Raw genomic sequence first — 24,306 nt, 5'->3', positions numbered from 1 at the left:
TCTTCTATTGGAACAGGGCCAGGGATACAAAAAGAAAAAAAGTTTTTTTGAACAAAGCGCAACTTTCTCGAAACTATTGCGTTTAAGGTGTAGAGTCACTTGCACAAGGCAATTGCCTAATGGCCACTAAGGAATGAAAGCATACGGCCGAATGGAAAAATTAGCTTTACGTGACTAGAGGCACATTGTATAATACTTAGGTAGAATTAGGAATCTAGTATTAGTCTGCCTTGAACCTGTTTACAAGTTTCTGTGATACCCGTCACAGACATTATTTATACTTAATATGCTCAACTCGGGAAAGGGGGTGCATCGGCTAATGAGTGACATGAGCTACCCAACTAAAGAAAAATCTCAGTTCATGAACGTCCAAGGAGGAGAAAAAAAGGTTATGAAGAAAATTTTATCCGTAGCATTATCTACAGCAATGGCATTCTCGATGTTTGCCTCTGTAGCATTTGGTGAAACAGCACAAGCAACTCCACAACAGGCATTCGACGCTCTGGCAGCTAAAGGTATTCTCAATGGGTACCCAGATGGTCAGGCTCACCTTGAAAAAGATCTGACTCGCGCAGAATTCGCTAAGATCGTTACTAAATTGTTCGGTCTTACTGAAGTATCTGGCAAGTTGTCTTACAAAGACAAAGGCTACACAGCTACTAACTGGGCTGTTCCTTACATCGAAGCTGTTACTGCAGCCAACTTGATGCAAGGTAAAGATACTGTTAAAGGTATCTTCGACTACAACGGTAAAGTTACAGTAGAAGAAGTAGCGGCTGTATTGTTCCGCGCTTTGAAACTGGAACAACCTACTACAACTGATAACTCCGCTTCTGTATGGGCTAAGGGCTATGCTCAAGCAGTTATCAATGCTGGTCTGGTTGCTCAAACAACTAACTTCAAAGCTAACGCTACCCGCTCTTTGGTAGTTTCCACAGCTTATGCAGTTGATCAAATGTCCGTACAGCCTACATTGACTGTAGCTTCTGCTGAAGCAACAAGCCCAACAAAGGTTGTAGTAACATTCTCTGACAAAACAACTCAGACTGTTGAGTTGACAACTGCTCTTGTAGAAGGCGTTGAAACAACAATCAGCTTCAAACACCTTGAAAAAGATTACACTGCAAAAGTAACTTTGGCTGCTCCTAAGGTTGTTTCCGTAGAAGCTCCAAATGCTAAGCAGCTGGTAGTTAAATTCAACCGTACTATTGATGCAGAATCTTTGATTTCTGAAGATGCGGTTATTGCAGATGTACTTAAAGTAGTAACTGTAACTGGAACTAATAACGTAACCGTTAATGGCGCTCATGTTACTTTGAATGCTGGTAGTACTGAAGCAACAATCACATTCCCAGGCACAGAGTTCTTGAAAGGTCAGTACTCGATTGTAGTGACTGATGCTGTTAAGACTTCTGCTGGAACTAAATTCCCTACTTTCACTAACCTGATTACTGTCGCTGATGTTGTTGCTCCTACAGTTGTAAGTGCAACTGCAGTTGCTAAGACTACAACTAATACAGTTACAGTAAAAGTAAGTGAGCCTGTTAAAAAGTCCGGTATCATTGCTTATGTGAATGGCGCTGCAGCTACTGCAACTGTATCTAACGATACTTACGACACTATCACATTGACTACTGGCACATTGAACAGTGGTTCGTCTTATGATGTTTCCCTATTGAATGTTACTGACTATGCAGGAAACGTAGCGAACCCTAACCCAATTAAAACAACTGTAGCAGTAACTTCTGATACTGCTGCCCCAACTATTGCTAGCGTAACACCAGTTAGCGACAAATATATTGATATCAAGTTCAATAAGAAAGTGAACTATCAATCCTTTGTTGCAAATGTTCGTTTGTTGAACGTATATGGTGAAAGCCAAGGTACTCTATCTGTAATTACATCTAAGGATAGTGATACAATCAGATTGCAGGTTCCTGCTGGATTTAAAGTTCCTGATGCTGGTACGTTCACTGGATCACTAGTATTTGGCGCTTCAGTTAAGGATACTCTGGGTAACACACTGGGTACTGCATTGACTCAGCCAATTACAATTACTAAGGATACTGTTGCTCCTACAGTGGTTAGCGCTGTTTACACTAGTGGTAAAGGTCTGGTTGTAACCTTCTCTGAAAATGTTAAGGAATTGACAGGCACTCCTACCCTAATTAATGAATCCACTGGTCAACTGGCTACTGCCGACTTCACTACTGGTGCGAAAATTGATGGTGCGAAAGTGATCTATCCTGCAGTTGCTGGATTGAGTGGTAATTATACACTTCGCCTCCCTGCTACCTTGGTTAAAGATGATTCCCTTTCCAGCAATAAATTTGTAGCGGCTAGTATTACTGTTACTGTAGAAACTGCAACTTCTACAGATGCTGACAGACCTAGCGTTACTGGTGTTACTTACACTGAAACTGCTGCTACTGAAGTAGTGATCACTGTAAGTGTTAAAGATGATAAAGGTCTGAACGTTGCAAGTCTTCGTGACCTTAACAGCTACACTTATGGCGACAAAGCACTGCCAAGCACTGCTTACATTGTACTCACTGATACTACAGGTACTAACTCTTCAGCTCCTCTGACTGCAAATGTAAATATCCACATTCCAAAGACATCTATCAGCGAAAGCAAAGTATTCACATTTGTAGCTGCTGGTATCACAGATGCTGCTGGTAATGGAGCATTGGCATACAGTAGAGATTTCGGCTTGACAGATGGTGTAGCACCTAAGCTGACTGCAGCAACTGTATCGACTGGTGATACTTCGGTACTCGTACTCAGCTTCTCTGAGGACGTGAAGAGCACTACTGTTGATAAAGCAGACTTCGTATTTACTATTAATGGCGTAGCTACAACTGCTGCTGATTCCCTGTACACTGCAAATGCTGTAACTGCTGGTGCGGGTAACGATGCTGGTAAGTACTATGTAACATTTACAGTGAAATCTACTTTGAAAAACTTGGATCTTAACGCTAATAACATCAATACGGTTAAGGTTACAGTAGATACAGCTGCAAATATTGAAGATACTTCCGGTAACAAAATTACTACTGGAACAGAAGTAGACGCTAAGTAATCTCCGATTACCGAAGCAAAGAATAGCCTCTTCGGAGGCTATTCTTTTTTTATAGCCATTTATCCCGAGTGGAGGAGGAATTTAGTTGAAAACGGTTTGGAAAGTCTCGATGTCTGCGGTACTGTTAGCTGGTGGCCTATGGGCAGGTTCGATGCTTAATATTACAGCTGAAGGTGCCGGTGTAGGTTCACAGCCAGGCACAGCAGATGATCCTGTTGTAACGAAGAGTTATGTAGATCAACAGATTCAAAAGGCTTTGCAAGGTGGGACCATTACTACACCAACGCAAACTCCAAGTGCAACTGCAACGAATGCGCCTGCCGCAACTACAGCTCCGACACCTGCGCCAACTCAAGGTACCGGAAATACCGGAACTGCTGGGAATGCCAGCGAAATCGTTGATGTAAAACCCGGACAGACTCTAATTGCCGGTGCAGGTGCAGAATTTATTGTGCGCGCAGGTAAAGCGATTATTTATTCCCAGGATGCTAATGGTGTCGCTGATCTGACAGATGGGGTAGATCTGGCAAACGGCGTGGCGGCTCCTACGAATCACCTGTTATCCTTCCCACGGGATGGACGCGGTATAATGGTGCAGAGCGGTCAGACATTAGGACTTGTTGTACTGGTCCGCGGTTCATACACTTTGAAATAAGCATTTGCACATCGCACTGGTTAGCAGTAAATGAATGGTTTCCTTCTTATATTAAGAATGCCCTGTAATATGCTTGAACATACACCCGGAACTCATTCCCACAGCTGACAAATATTAAGCGGACTGAGACCTCTGGAATTCGTACACAATACTACCTGTAATCTTAAAAAAATCACAGGAGGTGCTGTAACATGGCACGCACTAATCGTACAGTTGTACCAGAGAGCCGGGCAATGCTGAAACAAATGCAATATGAGATCGCTTCTGAATTTGGATTATATGGAGCATCATATGGCGGTGGCATGGATACGGAATTTGCTTCTGAGCTGGGAATGACGGGCGGGGCCGGTGCAACCGGTGGTACTCCGTATCTGGGACACCTAACTTCCAGAGATAATGGATCAGTAGGCGGGGAAATTACAAAGAGGTTGATCAAACAGGCGGAGCAGTCTCTTTTCACATAAGCTGCCTTCAATTGACAGCACCCGGTAAATAAGATAATATGACTTTTGAGGAAAGCCTTAGACCTTTTCCATGCGGAAAAGGTTCGTTTTTTGAATAAACCGGCTTATCAGTCTTTATTATTCTACTTAATATATTTGGCCTGTTAATTACTAAGGTGCCCCCTTATACAGTGTCAGACTAACAATATGGGAGGTAGTTGTACATGTCTATTAAAGGGCGTCATTTGTTTACTTCTGAGTCTGTAACAGAGGGACATCCGGATAAAATCTGTGACCAGATATCCGATGCGGTACTCGATGCATTTCTTGCTAACGATCCGAATGCCCGGGTAGCCTGCGAGGTAGCCGTAGCAACAGGCCTCGTGCTTGTTATTGGTGAGATCAGTACGAAGTCCGAATATGTGGATATCCCGGCAATTGTACGTAACACGATTAAGGAAATCGGCTATACCCGTGCAAAATATGGCTTTGATTTTAACACCTGTGCTGTGCTTAGCTCATTAAATGAGCAGTCGGCTGACATTGCCCAAGGGGTAAATGCAGCTCTGGAGAATCGGAATCCTGCCCTTGTAGCTGAAGAAACGGCTAATATTGGTGCTGGTGACCAAGGTTTGATGTTTGGTTTTGCTACTAATGAAACTCCTGAACTTATGCCGCTTCCGATTGCTTTGTCGCACCGGATTGCCCGCCGCTTGGCGGAGGTTCGTAAGAATGGAACTCTTGAGTATCTGCGCCCGGATGGAAAAACTCAGGTAACCATTGAATATCAGGATGAGAAACCGGTTCGCGTAGATACGATCGTTGTTTCCACGCAGCATGCGGAAGAAATTTCTCTTGAGCAAATTCAGGCGGACATTAAAGAGCATGTTATTCTACCTGTTGTCCCGGCTGAGCTGCTGGATGAAGCTACTAAATATTTCATTAATCCTACAGGCCGCTTTGTGATTGGTGGTCCTCAAGGTGATGCCGGTCTGACCGGGCGCAAAATCATCGTTGATACATATGGCGGATATGCACGTCATGGCGGCGGAGCATTCTCCGGTAAGGATCCAACCAAAGTAGACCGCTCTGCGGCTTATGCTGCACGTTATGTAGCGAAGAATCTGGTTGCTGCAGGCCTTGCTGACAAATGTGAAATTCAACTGGCATATGCGATTGGTGTAGCTAATCCTGTCTCGATCAATGTGGATACATACGGAACAGGCAAGATCAGTGAAGAGAAGCTGGCGAATCTTATCAGCAGCAACTTCGATCTTCGTCCGGCAGGCATCATCTCCATGCTGGATTTGCGTAAGCCTATTTATAGACAGACCGCAGCATATGGCCATTTTGGACGTACAGATATTGACCTTCCTTGGGAACGTGTCGACAAAGCAGATATGTTGAAAGCCCAGGCAGGGATTTAATATAGAGACATCATTTCAGACGAAGAAGTGTTTATTAGAAACCCGCAAGGCGAATCTCCGGCCAATGGAGCAGCCTTTGCGGGTTATTTGTGTTCATGGACTTGTCGAACATTCACGGATTCGGACAAGCACTTTTCTAAACTTTGGAAGCCCTTTAACCGAATATAAGAATATACGAAAAGACGAAAGTATGGCTTGAGAGGAGTCTATCACGGCATGAAAAGGAAAATTTCAATCTGGACAGCAATTATGCTATCAGGCAGCATGATGATGGGAACATGGCAGCCCATGAGCGGACTCACAAACCAGGCAGTCTATGCAGCCGCTGAATTCGGCATTACGGTATCACCTTCGGCAGGAGCTTATTATGTGAACACGGCTGCAAATCTAAGACTGAGCTTCGATCGTCAGGTAATTCCGCAGAACGGGAAAATTACTATTACTAATAGTGAATCGAAGGAAGTCTTTGTGGAGATTCCTATTGGCAGTTATGGACTGGTAGGCACCTCCAATGCTTATGATATTAAGTGGGGTGGAGACAAGAAGCTTGCTCCCAATACTAAATACACGGCATTGATCCCTCAAGGATTGTTCAAAGACAGTGAAGGTAACGGGTCTGCAGCCACCAGCTGGTCGTTTGTCACAGCGCCTGAGAATGATACCTCAATAGCAGCAAGTGAACTTACACCAGCGAACAATAGCAGAGTAGATGCAGCGGGGCTAACCCAATTGAGCTTCAAATTGAATAAAAAGTTGCTGAAGGGCGGCGGAACTGTCCGGCTAATGTCTTCTTTCAACAATGACATCGTTCAGGAATTCAGAATATGGGATGATGTTCCTGGTGTAGATGTGCAAAGTGATGCTTCCTCGACAACGGTGAAGCTGACAATAACCGCGAATAAAGTAGCAGCGGGGAGCAATTATTATATACTTATCGATTCCTATGCATTCAAAGCAGACGATAATCGAACCTTTGCCGGAATCTCCAGCGGAAATGTCTGGAGCTTCTCTACAGTAGGCGGAGAGGCGAAGAATATAACTACAGTTCCGGATAAAGGTGCTGTGAACGTACCTACAACGGAAGTGTTCAGGCTGAACTTTGACCGTCCTATGATGCCGGCATCCGGATATATTACGGTCTCTCCAGGCGCACCGGATGATTCCAGAACCAGATGGATTAATGTGAACTCAACCTCTGTAGTTGGTGGCGGGGAGAAGTCTATTGCGTTCACACCAGCTACGAATGATTCTCCGTTGTTAAGCGGAACGACTTACACGGTAACGATCCCTCAAGGGGCTTTTTATGACCGGGACGGAAATGTGTTTCCGGCCTCGGGTCCGTACACTTGGACTTTTACAACCACTCCGCTTTCTGGTCTTGCTGCTGCGGCCTTGTCGCCTGCTGACAGGAGTGAATCTGTAGGGATAAGTAAAGCCATGACAATCACTTTTAACCGAGATGCAGCCTACAACAAGGGTATTATTGATGGTGTGACGCTCTATAAAAGCAGTGGCATCAAAGTTCCCGTTAACGTGAGCAATGGGGCTTCGGCCAAAGAGTTCATTATCAGCCCGAATACGACTCTCGATCCAGCCACAACCTATTATGTTGATATCGCCAAAGGCGTATTTACAGACGCAAATACTGCAGGACTGGTATATGACGGAATAAACGGCAAGACGTCATGGAGCTTTCAGACGGAGGTAATGGATACCACTGCTCCTGCACTTGTGTCGGCACAGCTGGATAACAACCGTACGATCCGTCTGAAATATAACGAAACGCTTAATTCGGGGGTAGCTCTCCTCTATTCAAGCTTCGCGGTGACGGTGAATGAGGAGAAACGCACAATAGAAAGTGTGTATGTTCAAGGGGACAGTGTATACATTACCCTTTCTACAGGAATAGCCGTTGGACAAGTCGTGAAGATAAGTTATTCAGGCGGCTTACGTACGATTCAGGATAGCCACGGCAACTCAGCCGGCACCTTTACATCACAACAGGTTACGAATTCAATTCAATCTGCCTTGCCTACACCAAGGGATGGAGTTTTATCCGGCAAAACAGTGACACTGAATTTCAATGATAACCTAAAGCCGGTCTCTGCCAATGCCTATAGCCAATTCTATGTCTATGCGGATGGTGGTTCCCTGGGAGTGAGCAGCATCAGCTCTAGCGGCAGCTCCGTTGTCCTCGGCCTAAATAATGCTGCATCCAACGGACAGACTATACGAGTCTCATACTACGCCGGCTCCTATCCGCTTCAGGATCAGTACGGCCAGAGTATTGCTAATTTTAACGATTTCTATATCCGGAATACCAGTGATACCACTGCACCGGTCTTCCAGAATGCTGTTGGAACAGGGAATAAAATAGTACTGACTTATAATGAAGGAATATCCTCATCGGCGTTGCCGCTAAACAGTCAATTCTCTGTTCTAGTGGGCAGTACCAGTACTCCCAATTATGTGACTGGCATTTCGGTAAGCGGAACCCAGGTCACACTTACGCTCCAGAATACGCTTGCCCTTAATCAATATACTAGCCTTTCGTATGTACCGGGCAGTGCCGGTCTCAGCGACCTGAACGGTAACCGTGCAGCTTATCTTAATCTGCAGGCAGTATCGGTATCCGGAAGTACGGGAACCTCTGTACCTGACATTAGTTCGGCTACAATCTCGGGGGATGAGATTACGGTCACCTTTAGTAAGAATATGCAAGCATCTTCTGCCTCACTCTATACGAATCAGTTTGGAGTCCGGGTAGATGGCAGTAGTGTTGGTGTTCAGTCCTATTATGTCTCGGGAAATGTGCTGAAGCTGACGTTGTCCACCATAGTTAAAATAGGGCAAGTTGTGGATCTGTCGTATATGGCCGGATCCGGAGCGATAACGGATGCCAGCGGAATTCCGCTGCCTTCATTCACTGCGCTCTCAGTCTACAACGGGACAGGAACCTCTTCGGGTACTTCCAGCCGCCCTTCATATCTGGGGACACTTGCTGCCAGTGAATTCGGCCAGGAATATCCGCTGCTCAAAAGTGATTCCGCAACGGTTGCAGATGACCGTTCTGTATATAGCCAGTCCGTCAAAAGATATATACTAACTGCTGACCGTTTGACAGCAAGCTATGATTACCTGTACAAGCTGGGAACTTCCGGGCTAGCTTTTGAAGTGCCCTCTACAGAAATGGCAGCTTATGTGATCTTGCCGCTGAAGCCGCTTCTAAATGCAGTGAACCGGGATAAGAAGGCTACAATGGTTATACGCTTTGGAGATCATCTCTATACCTTGCCTTTGAATAACGTCGATATGAATAGCCTTGCGGCAAGCCTGGTGGCAGACAGCAGCAATATTTCACTTATATTAAGGATAGAAAAAGTTCCGGCAGACACATTTACGCCATTTGAGCAAAAGCTGCAATCGCAAGGATTGCAGGCTATTACGGGCTTAACAGATATCCGTCTGACGGCTTCAGTCAGCAGCAACTATGCCAATGCCAGCGCACTCAGCGTAGCAGCTGAGTATGCTGCACGTACGACTGCTACACTAAACAGTAATCAGGTTTCAGCAGCCAGGCTGGATCTTGCTTATTATGATTCTACCTATCTGCCTACCAAAATCAGCACGGCTGGCAGTAATACTGTGATTCGGGCAAATACAGTCGGCAATCAGGTGGTTGGAACATTTCTATCCACCCGGACGTTCAGTGACATGAGCAAACATTGGAGTAATTCGATAGTCTCCCTGCTGGCTGCTAAAAATATTATCGACAGCAGTTATGGCAGCAGCTTTAAGCCGGAGCAAAAAATTACACGGGCCGAATTTGCAGTCATGCTCAGCCGGGGGCTGGGACTGCTGGGTGACCGTGAGACGGCGCAGCGGTTCAGAGATGTGCAGCCCTCTACACAAACCGGTGATTATATCGGGGCTGCGGCTAAAGCAGGAATTATCACCGGCAATACGGATGCCACCTTCCGTCCGAATGATAATATTACCCGTGAACAGCTGGCAATCATGATTATTCGGGCTATGGAGTATTCCGGAAAGCCGATTACGTTGAATGGAACCTCTTCTGTAGCATTATCTGTTTTTAAGGATAAGACTAAGATTCAGAATCAAAGCGCTGAATTTGTAGCCAAAGCGGTCCAGCAGGGAATTATTCTCGGTATGACACCCACCGAATTTCAGCCGCAGGGCAATGCTACCCGCGCCCAAGCTGCAGTGATGCTGCAGCGTATGCTTTCGATGGCAGGTTTTTTGTAAACCGAATATAGCAGTCATATTTGATCTGTGAGCGTCCGGCCTTGGCCGGACGCTTTTTTCTATGGATAGAAATGTGGTGCTTCCCCGGTTCAAATAGAGTTGGAATCTGCCAATTTCCGCAACTTTTTAGGCTATAACCAGTCTATTAAAGATGTAATGGAATAGCAGGAACTATTGATAGAGATATTTTTTTATACATTAAGAGTAAATAAGATGGGAGAGTTATACTGAAATGAATGAAGTTTTCATGGGGAAAAAGAATAGCGAGTGGTTACGGGGAAACAAAAGTCTATCTTCTAAAAAGTGGGTTGCTGCCTCGTTAGCAGGCGTATTGTGGATCATGCCGGTTATTGGAAGCACTGGGCCTTCCTTATTCAGTCTAGGCTCCGCTTCAGTAGCGCAAGCTGCTACAGCTTCCTTCTCAGTGACAAAGCTGAGCGAAGAAGTCATTACTTCAGGCGCGATGATGATGAAATATAAATTTACGACCGTGCGGTCCGGCAAAAGTGTAACAGGGCTGGCTGACGTGGTTCGGGTCGATCTGAATAACCCCTATGTCTCTGTAGATGTAATGACGGGCAAAGGCGGTAATCTGACTACGCGGCAAAGTACCGGAGGTATGGCGGCAGAAACCGGAGCAGTGGCCGCAGTTAACGGGGATTACTTCAATACCGGCGGGGAAGGTGCACCGATCGGTGGTCAAGTATCAGGCGGAGTTGTAGTATCTACACCTTCGCAGCTTGATGGAATGTATGCTTTTGCTGTGACTAAAGACCGTAAGCCGGTTATTGATGAATATACATTCGAAGGTATGCTGACTGCTGAGGATGGTTCACAGTTTCCGTTATCCGGCATCAATAAAGGGGCCTATAACCCTGAGGGCGGCAGTTCCACCTACAGTCATGCCAATGCCGCCTATATCTACACAGATGCCTGGACAGCACTGGAGCGGCCTAAGAACAGCTCTACGACACCTACAGAGGTACTGGTAGAGAATGATATCGTTACCCAGATTTCCCCAGACGCTGCCTTGCCGATAACCGTGCCTAAAGGGGCGTACATTCTGCGGACTCACGGGCTTGCAGCCCAATTTGTAAAAGCTCATCTGGTTGTAGGCCAGAAGCTAAGCAGTGTCTACACGCTTCGTTCCAAAACTACTCAGCAGGAGCTTGACCCCTCCACACTGCAAATGATGATCGGGGGGCACACCATTCTGGTAAATAACGGGAAAGCGGCGACCTTCTCCCGCTCCACCAGCAGCATCGGCGGGTATCGTGCCCGCACAGCTCTGGGTTATTCAGAGGATGGACGATATGTATATGTCATTGCAGCCGAGAAAAATAATAATAGTGCAGGATTGTCCATGACGGAGCTGCAATCGTTCATGACCAATATCGGTGTCTGGAAAGGGATCAACCTGGACGGAGGGGGCTCTACAACGATGGTAGATCGTCCGCTTGCGGAAACCTCCACTACTCTAACCTTTAATACAGAATACGGCACAGAGCAGCGCAGCATCGTTAACGGCCTTGGTGTATATACTTCTGCTCCACAAGGTGAAGTGAAAGGAATTAAGATCAGCGGCAATTCTGTATTGTTAATCGGACAAAAAGCCACGTATTCTCTAAAAGGCTATGATACTTACTATAATCCAATTGATGTAGCTGCAGCTAATCCTGCGTGGAGCTCCAGCGGCGGCAGTGTTACGGTGAATGCAGGGGAAGCAACCGCAGTCAAGGCGGGAAGCGTTAACCTGAAGGCTACCAGCGGCTCGGCCAGTGCAGAGACCAAGGTAACCGTTCTGGGCGGAGATGACCTGACAAGTCTGACTTCAAGCACAACTACTGCGCCGCTTATAGCGGGAGCCTCCGTATCTGTTCCAGTTCATGCGGTGGCGAAGAGCGGGGCAACGATTGCAGTGCCGGCTGCATCGCTGAAATGGGAGTTTATCGGCTTTAAAGGGAATGTAGGTGACGGTAAGCTTACTGTCGAATCCGTGGATCCGGGGGTAACAACCGGATACGCCATTGCCCGTTATGACGGCTTCAGCACAGCTGTTGTGTTCTCTGCAGCGGCGTCAACGGCTTGGGAGAATTTCGAAAATGCCACGTATCCATTTGCCTTCACAACCAATGCGGCGGGGGTAACGGGAACGGCAGCAGTTGTCCCGGGCAGTGCGGAACGGGCTGGCTCGAAGGTATTGTCGCTTAGCTATGATATGACGGCTGGCACCGGTAAAATCTATGCTTATGCACAGTTCAACGAGACAACAGGCAAGAGTATTCCGGCAACGGCAACGTCTATGTCCGTAGACGTGATGGGGGATATGAGTCTTAACTGGCTGCGTGCAGAGGTATCGGATGCCAGCGGGGCAACAGCGTATATTGATCTGGCCAAAGTGATCGACTGGAATGGCTGGAAGAACCTCAATATTGATCTTTCCGGTTCAGGGATTAAATTCCCAGCTTCCCTAAAGAGACTTTACGTGGTAAATGTAGAGGAGGGCCAGGACGAGCGGGCTAAGACAGGTACGGTAGCGTTTGATAATATTTCCTTTGTTATGCCTTCGCTGTCCAGTGAAGCCGGATTGCCAAAGGGAACGGCATCCATGAGTATCGGAGCCAAGTCGATGCTTGTAAACGGCACAAAGCAGGCGATTGATGTTGCGCCGATTGTAAAGGATGGCAGCACGTATGTGCCGATTAAATATGTGCTTGATGCCTTTGGCGGGAATGCCATATGGGATCAGAATACCAAGAAGATCATGGTGCTTCGCGGAGCGAAAGCGCTGGATCTGACGGTAAATAAGAAGGAATTCCTGCTTAACGGGAAACGCCAGAGTGCTGATGTAGCGCCTTTAATCCTGAATGGCAGGACTTTAGTACCGCTTAGACTCGTGACAGAACAGCTAGGACTCACTGTAAAATGGGAACAGATAACGAAGACCGTAACTATCGAATCGTGATATGTTAGTATAAAGGAAAGCCTTTAATACGATCCGATAGAAATGGGGCAAGCATCCGTGGAATTTCAAGCCGATGCGATTGATCGCGTCATTAAGAATACCATCGACGTGATGGAGAGCAGCAAGTATCAGATTTTTGAAATATTGCAGGTTGCACGTGATGAGCTTGCTGCACTCACCAAAGAACTGCAGCGGGTTATGGAAGAAACGGATGAAACATTGCAAAAGGTAGACAAGCTGGAGCTGCAGTACCACCGCTCCCGGATCCGGCTGACTGAGGTCAGCCGGGACTTTGTCCGCTACACGGAGAAGGATATCCGGGTGGCTTACGAGAAAGCGACGGAGCTTCAGTTAGAGCTGATGATGACGAGGGAGAGGGAAGCCTACCTGCGGAGCAGACGGGATGAGCTGCAAATGCGGGCTCGCAGTGTCGAAAATTCTGTGGAGCGGGCCGAATCGATTGGTTCGCAAATGAGCGTTGTCCTGGAATATCTGTCTGGAGAACTAGGCCAAGTGACGAGAATTGTCGAATCTGCGAAAAACACGCAAATGGTTGGACTCAAGATAATCCAGGCCCAGGAAGAAGAACGGAAGAGAATTGCCCGGGAAATTCATGATGGTCCTGCTCAAATGCTGGCAAATCTAGTCCTAAGGACGGAAATTGTAGAAAGAATGCTGGTAAAGCAGGAATTTGGGCTGGTACAAGCCGAAGTAATAGACTTAAAGGGGCAGGTAAGGTACAGCCTGGAAGAAATGCGTAAAGTGATTTTTAATCTCCGTCCGATGGCCCTCGATGATTTAGGACTGATTCCGACACTCCGGAAATACGTGCATGATTATGAGGAGAAGACGAAGATCCGCACTTCTTTTGAAACAAGGGGGAAAGAGCACCGGCTGTCCTCAGCTATGGAGGCTGCAGTCTACCGTCTTGTTCAGGAAGCTTTGTCCAACGCGGCGAAGCATGCCTATCCAAGTTATGTTCTGGTGGAAATTACGTATCAGGCACAGTTAATTAAGATCGTAGTGAAAGACAATGGCTTAGGCTTCAATGTGAAAAAGATCAGTGAGCAAGCCAACCGTGAAAGCTTTGGGCTGGTGGGAATGCGTGAACGTGTGGAATTGCTGGAAGGTAGAGTGGAAATACAGTCAGCAGAGAACCAGGGCACAACAATCATAATTCACATTCCGACGAATGTGGACAAAGGAAAGGAGTAATGTGATGGAAAACCAGAATTCTGGAAAAACGCCCATAAAGGTTCTTTTGGCGGATGATCATCAGTTGTTTCGTGAAGGGCTTAAACGTATTTTGAATATGGAGGACGACATTGAAGTCATAGGTGAGTGCGGTGACGGCATCCAGGTGCTTGAATTCTGCAATATCAACAAGCCGGATATCGTGCTGATGGATATTAATATGCCTATTGAGAACGGTGTGGAGGCTACACAGAAGCTGCGGGAAATGTTCCCGGATGTTAAAGTGATCATCCTCTCTATTCATGATGACGAGAGTTACGTATTCGAAACCCTGCGCAAGGGTGCGAATGGATATTTGCTGAAGGATATGGAGGCAGAGTCGCTTATTAATGCGATCCGCTCTGTATGTGAAGGCCATGCCTTCATTCATCCCAAGGTAACCGGCAAGCTGATCAATCAGCTGCGCCGCATGACGTATCTTAACGAGACAGGTGCCATGGCCGAGACTCCGGTTAAGGAAGCAGGCGTGAAATTTGTTGCAGGCGACAATAATCCGCTGACCCGCCGCGAAGCAGAAGTGCTGCGCCTTATGGCTGAAGGCAAGAGCAACAAGATGATTGGGGAATACCTTTTTATCAGCGAAAAAACCGTCAAAAACCATGTCAGCAGCATTCTGCAAAAGATGGAAGTCGACGACCGCACGCAGGCTGTCATCAATTCGATCAAATATGGCTGGGTAACATTATAATTCACACGTAAACTTTTAACTGAGCGTTTTGGAGAATCCTAATGATCCTTATAAAACGGTACATAACTTGATTGCAGCGGTTTAGCTGCAATTAAAGTATTGTTTCAGTCCGCATGATATTCGAATTTTGCAAAATGCTGAATTAAATATGTACCCGAAAACGAAGCTTTAATCAGTCTTACTGCAGGAAAGCGGAAATTCTGTGCTTTGTGATACATAGAGACTAACCGGGTCAGCTGTCCCGGCAGGCTGGGCTGTCACCGTCCGTTTATCACCGGCATATAGTGTCGGTATAAGAGGGAGGTGCATCTCCATGATCGCCCAGTTAATCTGGATTATGTCTATCTATGCATCCGCAGCAGCCCTTGTTCATATTCTGCATCGCAGGGAAGAGAGCCGGGGGGCAATGAGGCCTGGAAAGCGGCTTCATTATATTCTGATCACCCGCAATCATGAAGCTGTCGTGGAATGGTATATCCGAATGCTCGCAGTTTATGCTTTTTGGATGGGGAGACCGCTGTATGTCACTTTGATGGATGATGGTTCCTTGGATGGAACGCTGGCGGTTGCCTCACGGTTAGACTGCAGCGGCTCGTCTATCAGGTTCGCTCCGGTAATGCCGCACTACGACACTCTTAGCGAAGCGGAGCACCGGAAGGAAAACGTACTGGATCTGCGGATACAGGAGCAGCCTTTTCCGCTGAAGATGATGCGGCTGCCGGGAAGCAGGGGATACGGATCGAAGCATGGCGAATGATAATTAAATATGTCGGCAACGGGTGAAGCACACTCTCCAGTGATGGGGGAGTGTGCTTTTTGGTGTTTGATGAGCAAACACGGATTGCCTAGTGATTCAGCCGGACACCAAACTTAAGGTCAGCTGCTTTAGTTGTATTTCGTGCAGCTATTATTCAGATTTAGACAGGATATCTGGAGATAGCTGCACTTCGTACACTTATTATTGCAGACATGAGGCCAAACTGCTGTTTTCCCGGATTTTAGTTGTACGAAATACACTTCAGTGGATAGATAGGCCGTTACAGCAATAAATAGTTGCAGTAAATGCAGTTAGGCTGCCTGCTGTTCAAGTACAGCTAAATGCAAACCTGATAGTGTCCGGAGTCCAAACGTTTGCTGTAGTCACGGCTATCGCGGAATAGAAAAATAAAAAGTTCAATTAATTTAGTGTGGATTCGGGAGAAATCGCAATCTATGGTCTCGGTGATGAGCCACTTTGATGGAGAGAGGGAGGGATTTGATGAGAGTAGCAGTATATGCGGTAGAGTGCAATGCCGCTTGGGAGATCAGGATATCGCTAAACATGGCTGTGGACAGGTTGTGGTGGAATGCTGAGGGAAATGGAGTTGAAGGCTGGGGGGGCGGGCAAGCGGACAGGCTTGTGCTGTTATCACCATCGCTCCCGTTAGGCTGGGGAGTACAGCTGCGCGAGGGCTTCAAAGCTTCCCCTGCCATGCGTCTATGGAAGAAGGAGGATTGGAAAAGCTACATTGCTAACTGTTTGAAGGCTGAAATTAGACAAGAGCAGGCGGCGGGTGGCTTCCGGGAGGCGGAGTGGCTGACTGAGGGAAATATCAGTGGAGAATCTATGCTGGACCGGGCGGGAGGAGATGTGAAGGAGGCTGCAATTTCCGGGAACTACGGTGGTGAGCAGGTATTTCCTAAGGAAAGCTTATTGGGATGGGGCGGGCCCGCTGCATTGGCAGTGGCGGCTAATCAATTGGCAGCAGTGCTTGCCGGCCGTTCCCTGCTGCAGGGCGAAGTGGATGCGCTGGTGGCAGAACGGCTGCCTGAGTTGGCAGAGAATTGGCCCGCTGCAGCGCAGTTGGCGCATCTTCAGAGACGGATAAGGATTGGGGCGGCAGTTGCTTATAATGACCCGAAGCGAGGCGGGGGAGTGATGGGACAGAGGAGCAAGGTGAAGCAGAGCGTGAAAGAGACGGAGCGGACAGACAACCTGAAGCAAGGCGGGGGAGTGCTGGAGCGAATGAGCGAGACAGTTGCCGGGCGCGGTTCCCGACCGCGCCTGACTGTTGGCCGGTTCCCACAGGTCACCGGCCGCCTCTTGCGCGGTGCAGCGCTTCGCCTGCCGCTGCTTCGCCTGCCCCGGCGCGGCGCTGCCGCCCGCCGCGGGGCACCACGCTGCCTGCGCTGCGGCAGCGTACCCACGGGCCGCACGGCCTGCGCCGCGTGCGGCCTTGCCGGCTGCGCCTATTGCGAGGCCTGCCTCGCACTCGGGCGCAGCCGGGCTTGCGCGCTGCTGCTGCGCAGCGCGCCGCTGCCTGCCGTGCGCTGCACGGCAGGCGTGTCCCCCACCGTAGCGGCACGCCGGTGGGGACTTAGCGCAGCGCAGGCGGCTGCGGCCGCCGCTGCGCTGGGGTTCCTGGCGGAGCCGCGGGAGCGCTCCGCCGTGCAAGGCCCAGAGCGGTTCCTGCTCTGGGCAGTGACGGGAGCGGGAAAGACGGAGATTACGTTCCCGCTCCTGGAGGCGGCGCTCGCAGCCGGAGGCCGGGCGCTGATCGCAACACCGCGGCGCGACGTCGTGCTGGAGCTGGCGCCGCGTCTGGCCAAGGCTTTCCCGGGGGATACCCCCGCCGTGCTGTATGGAGGCAGCGAGGACCGCTGGAGAGCAAGCAGAATAACGCTGGCCACAACCCATCAGCTGCTGCGGTTCAATCAAGCTTTTGATCTGGTCATTATCGATGAACTCGATGCTTTTCCCTATCATAATGATCCCATGCTGGCCTACGCTGCCGGGCAGGTTTGTAAGCCCTCAGGATCATTCATTTTCCTCTCAGCTACACCACCGATGGAATTACAGCGCCTTGCCCGTTCAGGAAGACTACCTCATGCGAGAGTGCCCGTCCGCTTTCACGGTCATCCCTTGCCGGTCCCAGTGCATTTACATATGCCGCCGCTCCACCGTTGTTTGAAGCAGGGGAGACTCCCTGGAAGTTTGATCCGCGCCTTGCAAAGATCTCTTAACCGCAAAGCACAGATTTTTCTCTTTGTCTCGCGGATTGCCCATATCGCAGGACTGCTTCAGCTTTTAAGGCGTGTTTTTCCTGGCGTTCCTATAGAAGGAACCTCCTCGAAAGATCCGGATAGAGCAGAGAAGGTGCTGGAATTCCGCAATTGTACGATTTCACTCCTGGTAACGACGACAATTCTGGAGCGGGGAGTTACGGTTCCGCGCAGTGATGTATTTATTCTGGATGCGGACAGCAGTCTGTTTGACGAAGCAGCTCTGGTGCAGATGGCGGGCCGGGCAGGACGCTCCAAAGATGATCCGGACGGCCACGTCGTATTCGCTTCCGCAGAGTGGAGCAAGTCACAGCGCAGAGCGATTTCACAGATTCGCAGCATGAACGCCATTGCCCATAGACAGGGATACCTGTGAGATAAGAAGCTTCCTACTCTTTTAGTCATAATAATGTGCACATCACCTGAAGGAGGTTATAGATGAATTCCATAATGTCATGGATTAAAAAAGCCCAATTGTTAATCGCTCCTACCCTGCCTCAATGTCTGTTCTGTGGTAAAAGAGGCCGTCCTTCATCCGGGCTGCCGGGAATTTGCGTAAGCTGCCATACAGGGATCCCATGGATCCGCTGTCCCCGGTGCCAGACCTGCGGTCGCCATGTCGGCTGTCCGGATTGCAGCCGCAGCCGCGAGCCAGTGCCGATCCGCTGCAACCGCAGCGCGGTGGCCTATACAAGTGAGATGCGCGAGTTGCTGGGTCAGTACAAATACAGAGGGAATGAACGCTTGGCCCCTACACTGGGCCTGATGCTGGACAAGGCATATGCTATACTTCAACAAGAGCAGAGTGAGGTAGGGCGAAATGCTCCGCTACTGGATATATCTCCGGGTAAACCTTTTTCAGCAAAGTCAAACTATCTTCTTATTCACCCGGCCCTATGGCAAGCCGATTTGCTGGTCCCTGTGCCTGTAAGCTCAGCCCGCCTGGCTGAAAGAGGGTTTAATCAGGCGGAGCAACTGGCAGATGTATTATCTCTACGGAGGGGGATTCCGCAGCTGCCGCTGCTGATTCGTACCCGGCATACCGGCAAACAGAGCTTCAAAAGCAGAAGTGAACGGCTGGCCGATATGAAGCAGGTTTTTGCCGGGAATACAGATCCTAAGATTCTGCAAAGTTTGAAAGAACAAATGGATTCAATGGCTCCCCCGCTTCAGCAGCGCCCCCTGCAGATCATTATTATCGATGATATCTACACCACTGGAAGCACAATACGGGCCTGCGCTGAAGCACTTCACCGGCTCATTGGTGATTTGGGCTATGCGGCGGAGATATACAGTCTGACATGGGCACGTTCTTAGCGGTTTCGGCCGTTCGGAAATTAAATTAAACCTGCTCCACAACCGATACTAACCATAGACGGAACTTCAGCTATCATGTAATCTTATTAGCATAAGATATTTATAAGCTGTGCAGAATGTAAGGAAGGGAGCCGCGGTAGAAATGAATGTAGATAATTGTCCAAGATGCGGCCGGCTATATGTTAAGAATTTGATGAACCTGTGCCAGCCTTGTATCAAAGATTTAGAGCATGAATATGAAATCTGTGTAGACTACCTGCGCAAAAATAGAGGCACTAATATTCAGGAACTGTCCGATGCCACGGAGATCTCCATTAAGGAAATCACCCGTTTCATTCGTGAGGGCCGGATTTCCATAGCGAACGCACCTAACATGATGTACCCTTGCGAAGTCTGCGGAACCTTGATCCGTGACGGGCATATGTGCGACAGCTGCCGCAGCCGCTTGACCAAGGATCTGGCAAATGCTGCCAAGGAAACTGTGGACAAAAGCAGTACCAAAAAGACTTCGGATGCCGCATACCGCGCCGTGGACAAGTTCCGGAACTAATAAAATCTGCAAAAAAACGTTTGCAGCTATAAAGAATGTTTCAACAAAGGCCGATAAACTTAGTAAAGATTATCGGCTTTTTTATATCAGAAGGAAGGTGGAAGTTATGAAAATTAACGAGACCGGACGAATTAACGCGATGAACCCGTATCAACGGAGTGCGGAATCGCAAAGGCAGGAACAAATGAAGAAGAGCACACGCAAGGACGAGGTATCGATTTCGGATGAAGCCATTAAGCTGCTCCAGGCACAGAAAAGCGGCAAGATTGACGCTGAACGTGCGAACAAGATCGAGAGCCTGAAACAGCAAGTATCCGCAGGTACCTACCAGGTTGACGCAGCTAAGCTCGCAGAGACACTCGCCCCCTACTTTAAGCAATCCTCCGAGAATTAGGTGAACACACCCATGGCACTTACGACATTATTAGAATTGCTAGAGCGGCTGGACGAAGCGCATGTGCAAATGCTGGATTTGGCCGCTGTCAAGAAACAGACCATCATGGACAACAAGGTGGAGGGTCTCATCGACATCCTGAACCGTGAGTCCAAGCTTATGAAGGTGATCGGACAGCTGGAAGAGAAGCGTGCGGAAGCGGCATTTACTTTTCTGCAGGGGGTTGGAATCCGTTCCAATCTGAATCTGAATCTTACCGAGCTGTCCCGCCTTGTATTTGATCCTGAGGACAAATCGCGCCTGCTGCATATTCAGCAGAAGCTTTCCGGCACATTGCAGCAATTGAAACTTGCCAATGAGCTGAATCAGAAGCTGATTGAGCAGTCGCTTACCTTTATAGATTATTCCCTGGATTTGCTTGTCGGAAGACCAAATCAGGAAATGACATACCATCATCCGTCCGACAAGGGCAGCAGTGTGACTCGGCCGGGCCTTTTTGATGCCCGCGGATAACCCGTTTATCCTCATGGCCTCTTTCACCGCAGCAATCACAAGGGAGGAACAAGTAGCATGACATCCACATTTCACTCGATAGAAACTGCAAGACGAAGCCTGTTTACCCAGACTGCTGCGCTCAATACAACCGGCCACAACATAGCCAACGCCAATACGGAAGGCTACACACGCCAGCGTGTGAATATGAAGGCGGCTATACCTATCGAGGCCTATGGTCTCAATAACTCAACACTGCCGGGACAGATGGGGACAGGGGTAGAATTCGGTTCAATTGATCGGATTCGAGAGACTTTTCTGGATACCCAATACCGGGGCGAGAATTCAGCTTTGGGGAGCTGGGCGATCCAATCGGATACACTGGATAAGCTGGAGTCGATCTTTAAAGAACCATCAGATACGGGTATAAGTACAGTGCTCGATAATTTTTGGAAATCCTGGTCGGATCTCAGTAAGAACCCGGAAGACAGCACTTCCCGGAAGATTGTGGTTCAGACTGCTCAGGCTATGACCGATGCACTTAATTATATGAGTAGACAGCTCAGCAACCTTGATACGGATTTGGCCTCCAATGTGGCAGTCAAAGGTACTGAGGTACAGGGATATTTAACTTCCATTGCAGATTTGAACTCATCTATTTTCAAAATTGAGAGCATGGGCGATAAAGCAAATGACCTGCGGGATCAACGTGACCTGCTGACGGACAAGCTCTCCAAGATTGCCAATGTCAGTGTAATAGATACTGAATACGGCTATAACATTTCGCTTGGCAGCCAACAGCTAGTACAAGGTGCCGCTGTATCTGCGACAGTAGACAGTGCATTCCTTAACACTGCATTCGCTTCGGGGGATCTCAAGACTGGAGAAGTTCACGGAATGATCTCTTCCAGTCAGAAGTATGTAGCGGATTATAAGAAACAGCTTGATAACATTGCGAATACTATTGCTAACGGTGATATGGAGATTACTCTCCCTAAGGGATCTATCCTTCCTGAGGGTACAGTATTAACTACTGATGTAACAATTCCCCAAGCAGGTGGGACCACGACTACAATTACAGCCGGTACACCCTTCCCTAAAGGCGTTACTTTAAGCGCTGATGTGAAGACAACGGTGAAAGGCTTGAATGGTCTTCATCAGCTCGGTTATACCATGGATGGCACGCTCAATCCCGGTAAGCCGCTGTTCACAATTACTGGTGACGGGAATGTATTTACTGCAGGTAATATTAGCTTTAATTCTGTAATTGCCGCTGATACTAACCTTTTAGCTACCTCGCTCCGAACTGTGGGAACAGGTACTTCTGAATCAGTTGTCAAAGGGAACAATACGCTTGCCCTGCTTCTAGCCACCCAACAATCAGGCTCGTTCACATCTCCTACTACCGGAATTAAGGCAACAGCAAATTCCTTTTATAAATCAATGGTTGGACAACTGGGAGTTCAATCCCAAGAAGCGACCCGCCAGACAGAAAACTCCAATTATCTTGTCGAGCAAGTAAATGCACGCCGCCAATCAGTTAGTGGAGTATCTCTAGATGAAGAGATGTCCAATATGCTGGTATTCCAACATGCTTATAGCGCTGCTGCGCGTTTTATGACAACTTATGATGAAATGCTCGATAAATTGATCAATTCCACCGGCACCGTAGGCAGATAAGAAAGGGGGATTTAAGCGATGTTACGGGTAACCTCTAATATGATGAATTCACAGCTCTTGCTTAACCTGAACCGCAACGCCCGCACGATGAACGATACACAACTGCAGTTAGCAACTGGACGTAAGATTAACAAGCCTTCCGATGATCCGGTTGGCATTACTTATTCTCTTCGATACCGTGCGGACTTGTCAGGTAATGAGCAATATCAGGAGAACGTAGATGATGCTACATCTTGGCTGGAATTTAATGATACAGTATTGACTCAGACGGGAGATGTGATCCAACGACTTCGTGAACTCTCTGTAAAAGGAGCTAGTGGATCTAATCCTCAAGAGGCTCTTGATAGTATTAATGCAGAGGTTAAACAGCTTAAGGAACAGCTTATTGATATTTCCAATAGCCAGTTTAAGGGGAAATACATCTTTAATGGACAGCAATATGATGTTCAACCCTATAAGTTTGCTACAGGAGCAGATGGAACCCCTGACACATCTGGTGCAGCTTCTGTTGTTACAGATAAAGGGCTATTGAATTATTCTGTAGGTGACAGTGTTCAACTTCCAATCAATATTACAGGTAGTGATGTATTTGGCGGAAATGAAGAAGATAATATATTTGCAGTCATCGATAAAATTACAACTGCATTGGCTGATGGAGATACCTCGGAGGTATCCACTCAATTAGGAAATCTTGATAGTAGAATCAATAAGATATTAACAGTCCAGGCTGAAGTAGGGGCCAAAGCTAACCGGATAGAATTGATGAAGAACAGACTAAGTGATATGGAAGTGAATTTAACAGACCTGCAGTCCAAGACTGAAGATGGTGATTATGCGGAGATGTTAATGAAGTCCAAGATCCAAGAGAACATTTACAATGCTTCTCTATCTGTAGGTTCCAAAATTATTCAGGCTACCCTGGTTGACTTCATACGATAGGGGGAAGCCTCTAGATGATACCCGCAGTTCAAATACGGCAAACAAATGCATTGATTGGAATGGAGACTACTACCGGGCGCCTATCAATAGTTCAGCCTAAAGCGGATCTGCAAATATATACAACTCCTGGGCAATTAGAAATTCGTCAGTCTCCTGCTGAAATGACCATTGATCAGACTCAGGCCAGAGCCGCATATACTGGTGGAACGTACCGCGAGATGAATCAGCGTATCTATTCAGGTATTGAGCAGCTATGGCTTCAAGGCATTGCCAAACGAATGGAGCAAGGGGAGCGGGTGGCTAATTTTCATAAACCGGGAAATAGTATAGCAGAGGTTTACGGTGAAGATTGGCAGCCGGTGTCCTACCCGGAGATTCGTGGACCTGCATCGGTTGATAACGTGCATATAAATGTCGAGTTAGTACCTCCGCAAATTGAATATCGTAAGTCTGAAGTGAGTATTCAAGCAGAGGCTCACAACCCTCAAATTAGCTTTACACCATCTAAGTTAGATATTTATCTAAGGCAGAGACAATCCATAAGCTTTATTCCACCGGAGATTGATATTCAAATGTAAATAATGTTACAAGCTATAGATTCGGTTGATATAACCAAATATCTATGGCTTTTTTATTAGACAATAAGAATAAGGAGTGTTCGTAGAATGATTATAGAAACATTGACTTGGGGAACGCTGGATATTACGGAAGAACAAATATATCATTTTCCCAAAGGTGTTCCAGGTTTTGAAGAAGATATTGATTTTGCTTTGATTACGGTAGAAGACGGACCGTTTAGTTATTTACAATCTCTTCAAAATGAAAGTGTATCATTTTTATTGAGTGACCCTTTTGTTTTTTATCCGACTTATGAATTTGAGCTTCCACAAGCGGATAAAGAAGAATTAGAGATTATAGAGGATGTAAATATTCGTTGTATGGTTACAATTAAAGAAGAGTTGGAACACTCAACTGTTAATTTACTTGCCCCTATTGTACTAAATCCGAATACACGCTCAGGGAAGCAGGTTGTACTTCACAACTCGAACTATCAAACAAGACATAGTTTATGGAATGCTCCCCATGATCATTTTGAAAAGGGTGGTGAATAA

General features: G+C 47.5%; 18 protein-coding genes. All 18 read left to right on the top strand.

The features are described from left to right. Window positions 1–319 precede the first annotated feature (319 nt). The 18 genes from R50912_RS33715 to fliW all read left to right on the top strand — a co-directional run bounded on the left by R50912_RS33715 (window position 320) and on the right by fliW (window position 24,306). A complete protein-coding gene (locus R50912_RS33715; RefSeq protein WP_052416770.1) occupies window positions 320–3,082 on the top strand; it encodes an S-layer homology domain-containing protein in 2,763 nt (920 codons plus the stop codon). A gap of 85 nt (window positions 3,083–3,167) precedes the next feature. Next, window positions 3,168–3,737: a hypothetical protein gene (locus tag R50912_RS30460; protein WP_042240256.1), complete on the top strand. Its 570-nt coding sequence runs from the start codon at window positions 3,168–3,170 to the stop codon at window positions 3,735–3,737. Window positions 3,738–3,928: 191 nt separating this feature from the next. Continuing rightward, window positions 3,929–4,201 carry an alpha/beta-type small acid-soluble spore protein gene (locus R50912_RS30455; protein WP_042240253.1) on the top strand — a complete coding sequence of 91 codons (273 nt, stop codon included), beginning with the start codon at window positions 3,929–3,931 and terminating at the stop codon, window positions 4,199–4,201. A 203-nt stretch (window positions 4,202–4,404) separates the two neighbouring features. Further along, window positions 4,405–5,607, top strand: a complete 1,203-nt coding sequence (gene metK, locus R50912_RS30450) for a methionine adenosyltransferase (RefSeq protein ID WP_042240251.1) — start codon at window positions 4,405–4,407, stop codon at window positions 5,605–5,607. A gap of 216 nt (window positions 5,608–5,823) precedes the next feature. After that, a complete protein-coding gene (locus R50912_RS30445) occupies window positions 5,824–9,873 on the top strand; it encodes an Ig-like domain-containing protein (RefSeq protein WP_042240248.1) in 4,050 nt (1,349 codons plus the stop codon). A 232-nt stretch (window positions 9,874–10,105) separates the two neighbouring features. Then, the gene (locus R50912_RS30440) at window positions 10,106–12,838 is read left to right on the top strand and encodes a stalk domain-containing protein (protein ID WP_042240245.1); all 2,733 of its coding nucleotides are present in this window, start codon (window positions 10,106–10,108) and stop codon (window positions 12,836–12,838) included. Window positions 12,839–12,895: 57 nt separating this feature from the next. Continuing rightward, window positions 12,896–14,053 carry a sensor histidine kinase gene (locus R50912_RS30435; RefSeq protein WP_042141753.1) on the top strand — a complete coding sequence of 386 codons (1,158 nt, stop codon included), beginning with the start codon at window positions 12,896–12,898 and terminating at the stop codon, window positions 14,051–14,053. Between the two features lie 4 nt (window positions 14,054–14,057). Next, window positions 14,058–14,780: a response regulator gene (locus R50912_RS30430; RefSeq protein ID WP_042240243.1), complete on the top strand. Its 723-nt coding sequence runs from the start codon at window positions 14,058–14,060 to the stop codon at window positions 14,778–14,780. Between the two features lie 313 nt (window positions 14,781–15,093). Then, a complete protein-coding gene (locus R50912_RS30425; RefSeq protein WP_052416769.1) occupies window positions 15,094–15,537 on the top strand; it encodes a hypothetical protein in 444 nt (147 codons plus the stop codon). A 501-nt stretch (window positions 15,538–16,038) separates the two neighbouring features. After that, window positions 16,039–18,198 carry a helicase-related protein gene (locus tag R50912_RS33710; RefSeq protein WP_052416768.1) on the top strand — a complete coding sequence of 720 codons (2,160 nt, stop codon included), beginning with the start codon at window positions 16,039–16,041 and terminating at the stop codon, window positions 18,196–18,198. Between the two features lie 62 nt (window positions 18,199–18,260). Further along, window positions 18,261–19,139 (top strand): ComFC family protein, encoded by an 879-nt coding sequence (locus R50912_RS30415; RefSeq protein ID WP_052416767.1) that lies wholly within the window; start codon window positions 18,261–18,263, stop codon window positions 19,137–19,139. Between the two features lie 142 nt (window positions 19,140–19,281). Continuing rightward, on the top strand, window positions 19,282–19,689 hold the full coding sequence (locus R50912_RS30410; protein WP_042218081.1) for a TIGR03826 family flagellar region protein: 408 nt from the start codon (window positions 19,282–19,284) through the stop codon (window positions 19,687–19,689). 106 nt (window positions 19,690–19,795) lie between these two features. Continuing rightward, window positions 19,796–20,083: a flagellar biosynthesis anti-sigma factor FlgM gene (flgM, locus tag R50912_RS30405; RefSeq protein ID WP_039302663.1), complete on the top strand. Its 288-nt coding sequence runs from the start codon at window positions 19,796–19,798 to the stop codon at window positions 20,081–20,083. Between the two features lie 12 nt (window positions 20,084–20,095). Next, the gene (locus R50912_RS30400; protein ID WP_042240241.1) at window positions 20,096–20,596 is read left to right on the top strand and encodes a flagellar protein FlgN; all 501 of its coding nucleotides are present in this window, start codon (window positions 20,096–20,098) and stop codon (window positions 20,594–20,596) included. A gap of 57 nt (window positions 20,597–20,653) precedes the next feature. Beyond that, the gene (flgK, locus tag R50912_RS30395) at window positions 20,654–22,255 is read left to right on the top strand and encodes a flagellar hook-associated protein FlgK (protein ID WP_042240238.1); all 1,602 of its coding nucleotides are present in this window, start codon (window positions 20,654–20,656) and stop codon (window positions 22,253–22,255) included. A gap of 18 nt (window positions 22,256–22,273) precedes the next feature. Then, window positions 22,274–23,194, top strand: coding sequence for a flagellar hook-associated protein FlgL (gene flgL / locus R50912_RS30390; RefSeq protein ID WP_042240236.1), 921 nt, complete (start codon window positions 22,274–22,276; stop codon window positions 23,192–23,194). Window positions 23,195–23,208: 14 nt separating this feature from the next. Continuing rightward, window positions 23,209–23,772 carry a DUF6470 family protein gene (locus tag R50912_RS30385; protein ID WP_042240233.1) on the top strand — a complete coding sequence of 188 codons (564 nt, stop codon included), beginning with the start codon at window positions 23,209–23,211 and terminating at the stop codon, window positions 23,770–23,772. An 87-nt stretch (window positions 23,773–23,859) separates the two neighbouring features. After that, window positions 23,860–24,306 (top strand): flagellar assembly protein FliW, encoded by a 447-nt coding sequence (gene fliW, locus R50912_RS30380; RefSeq protein ID WP_042240231.1) that lies wholly within the window; start codon window positions 23,860–23,862, stop codon window positions 24,304–24,306.

Origin of the sequence: Paenibacillus sp. FSL R5-0912, from assembly GCF_000758605.1 — a bacterium.
Taxonomy (GTDB): domain Bacteria; phylum Bacillota; class Bacilli; order Paenibacillales; family Paenibacillaceae; genus Paenibacillus_AQ.
This window is presented reverse-complemented; position numbering and strand designations above follow the sequence as displayed.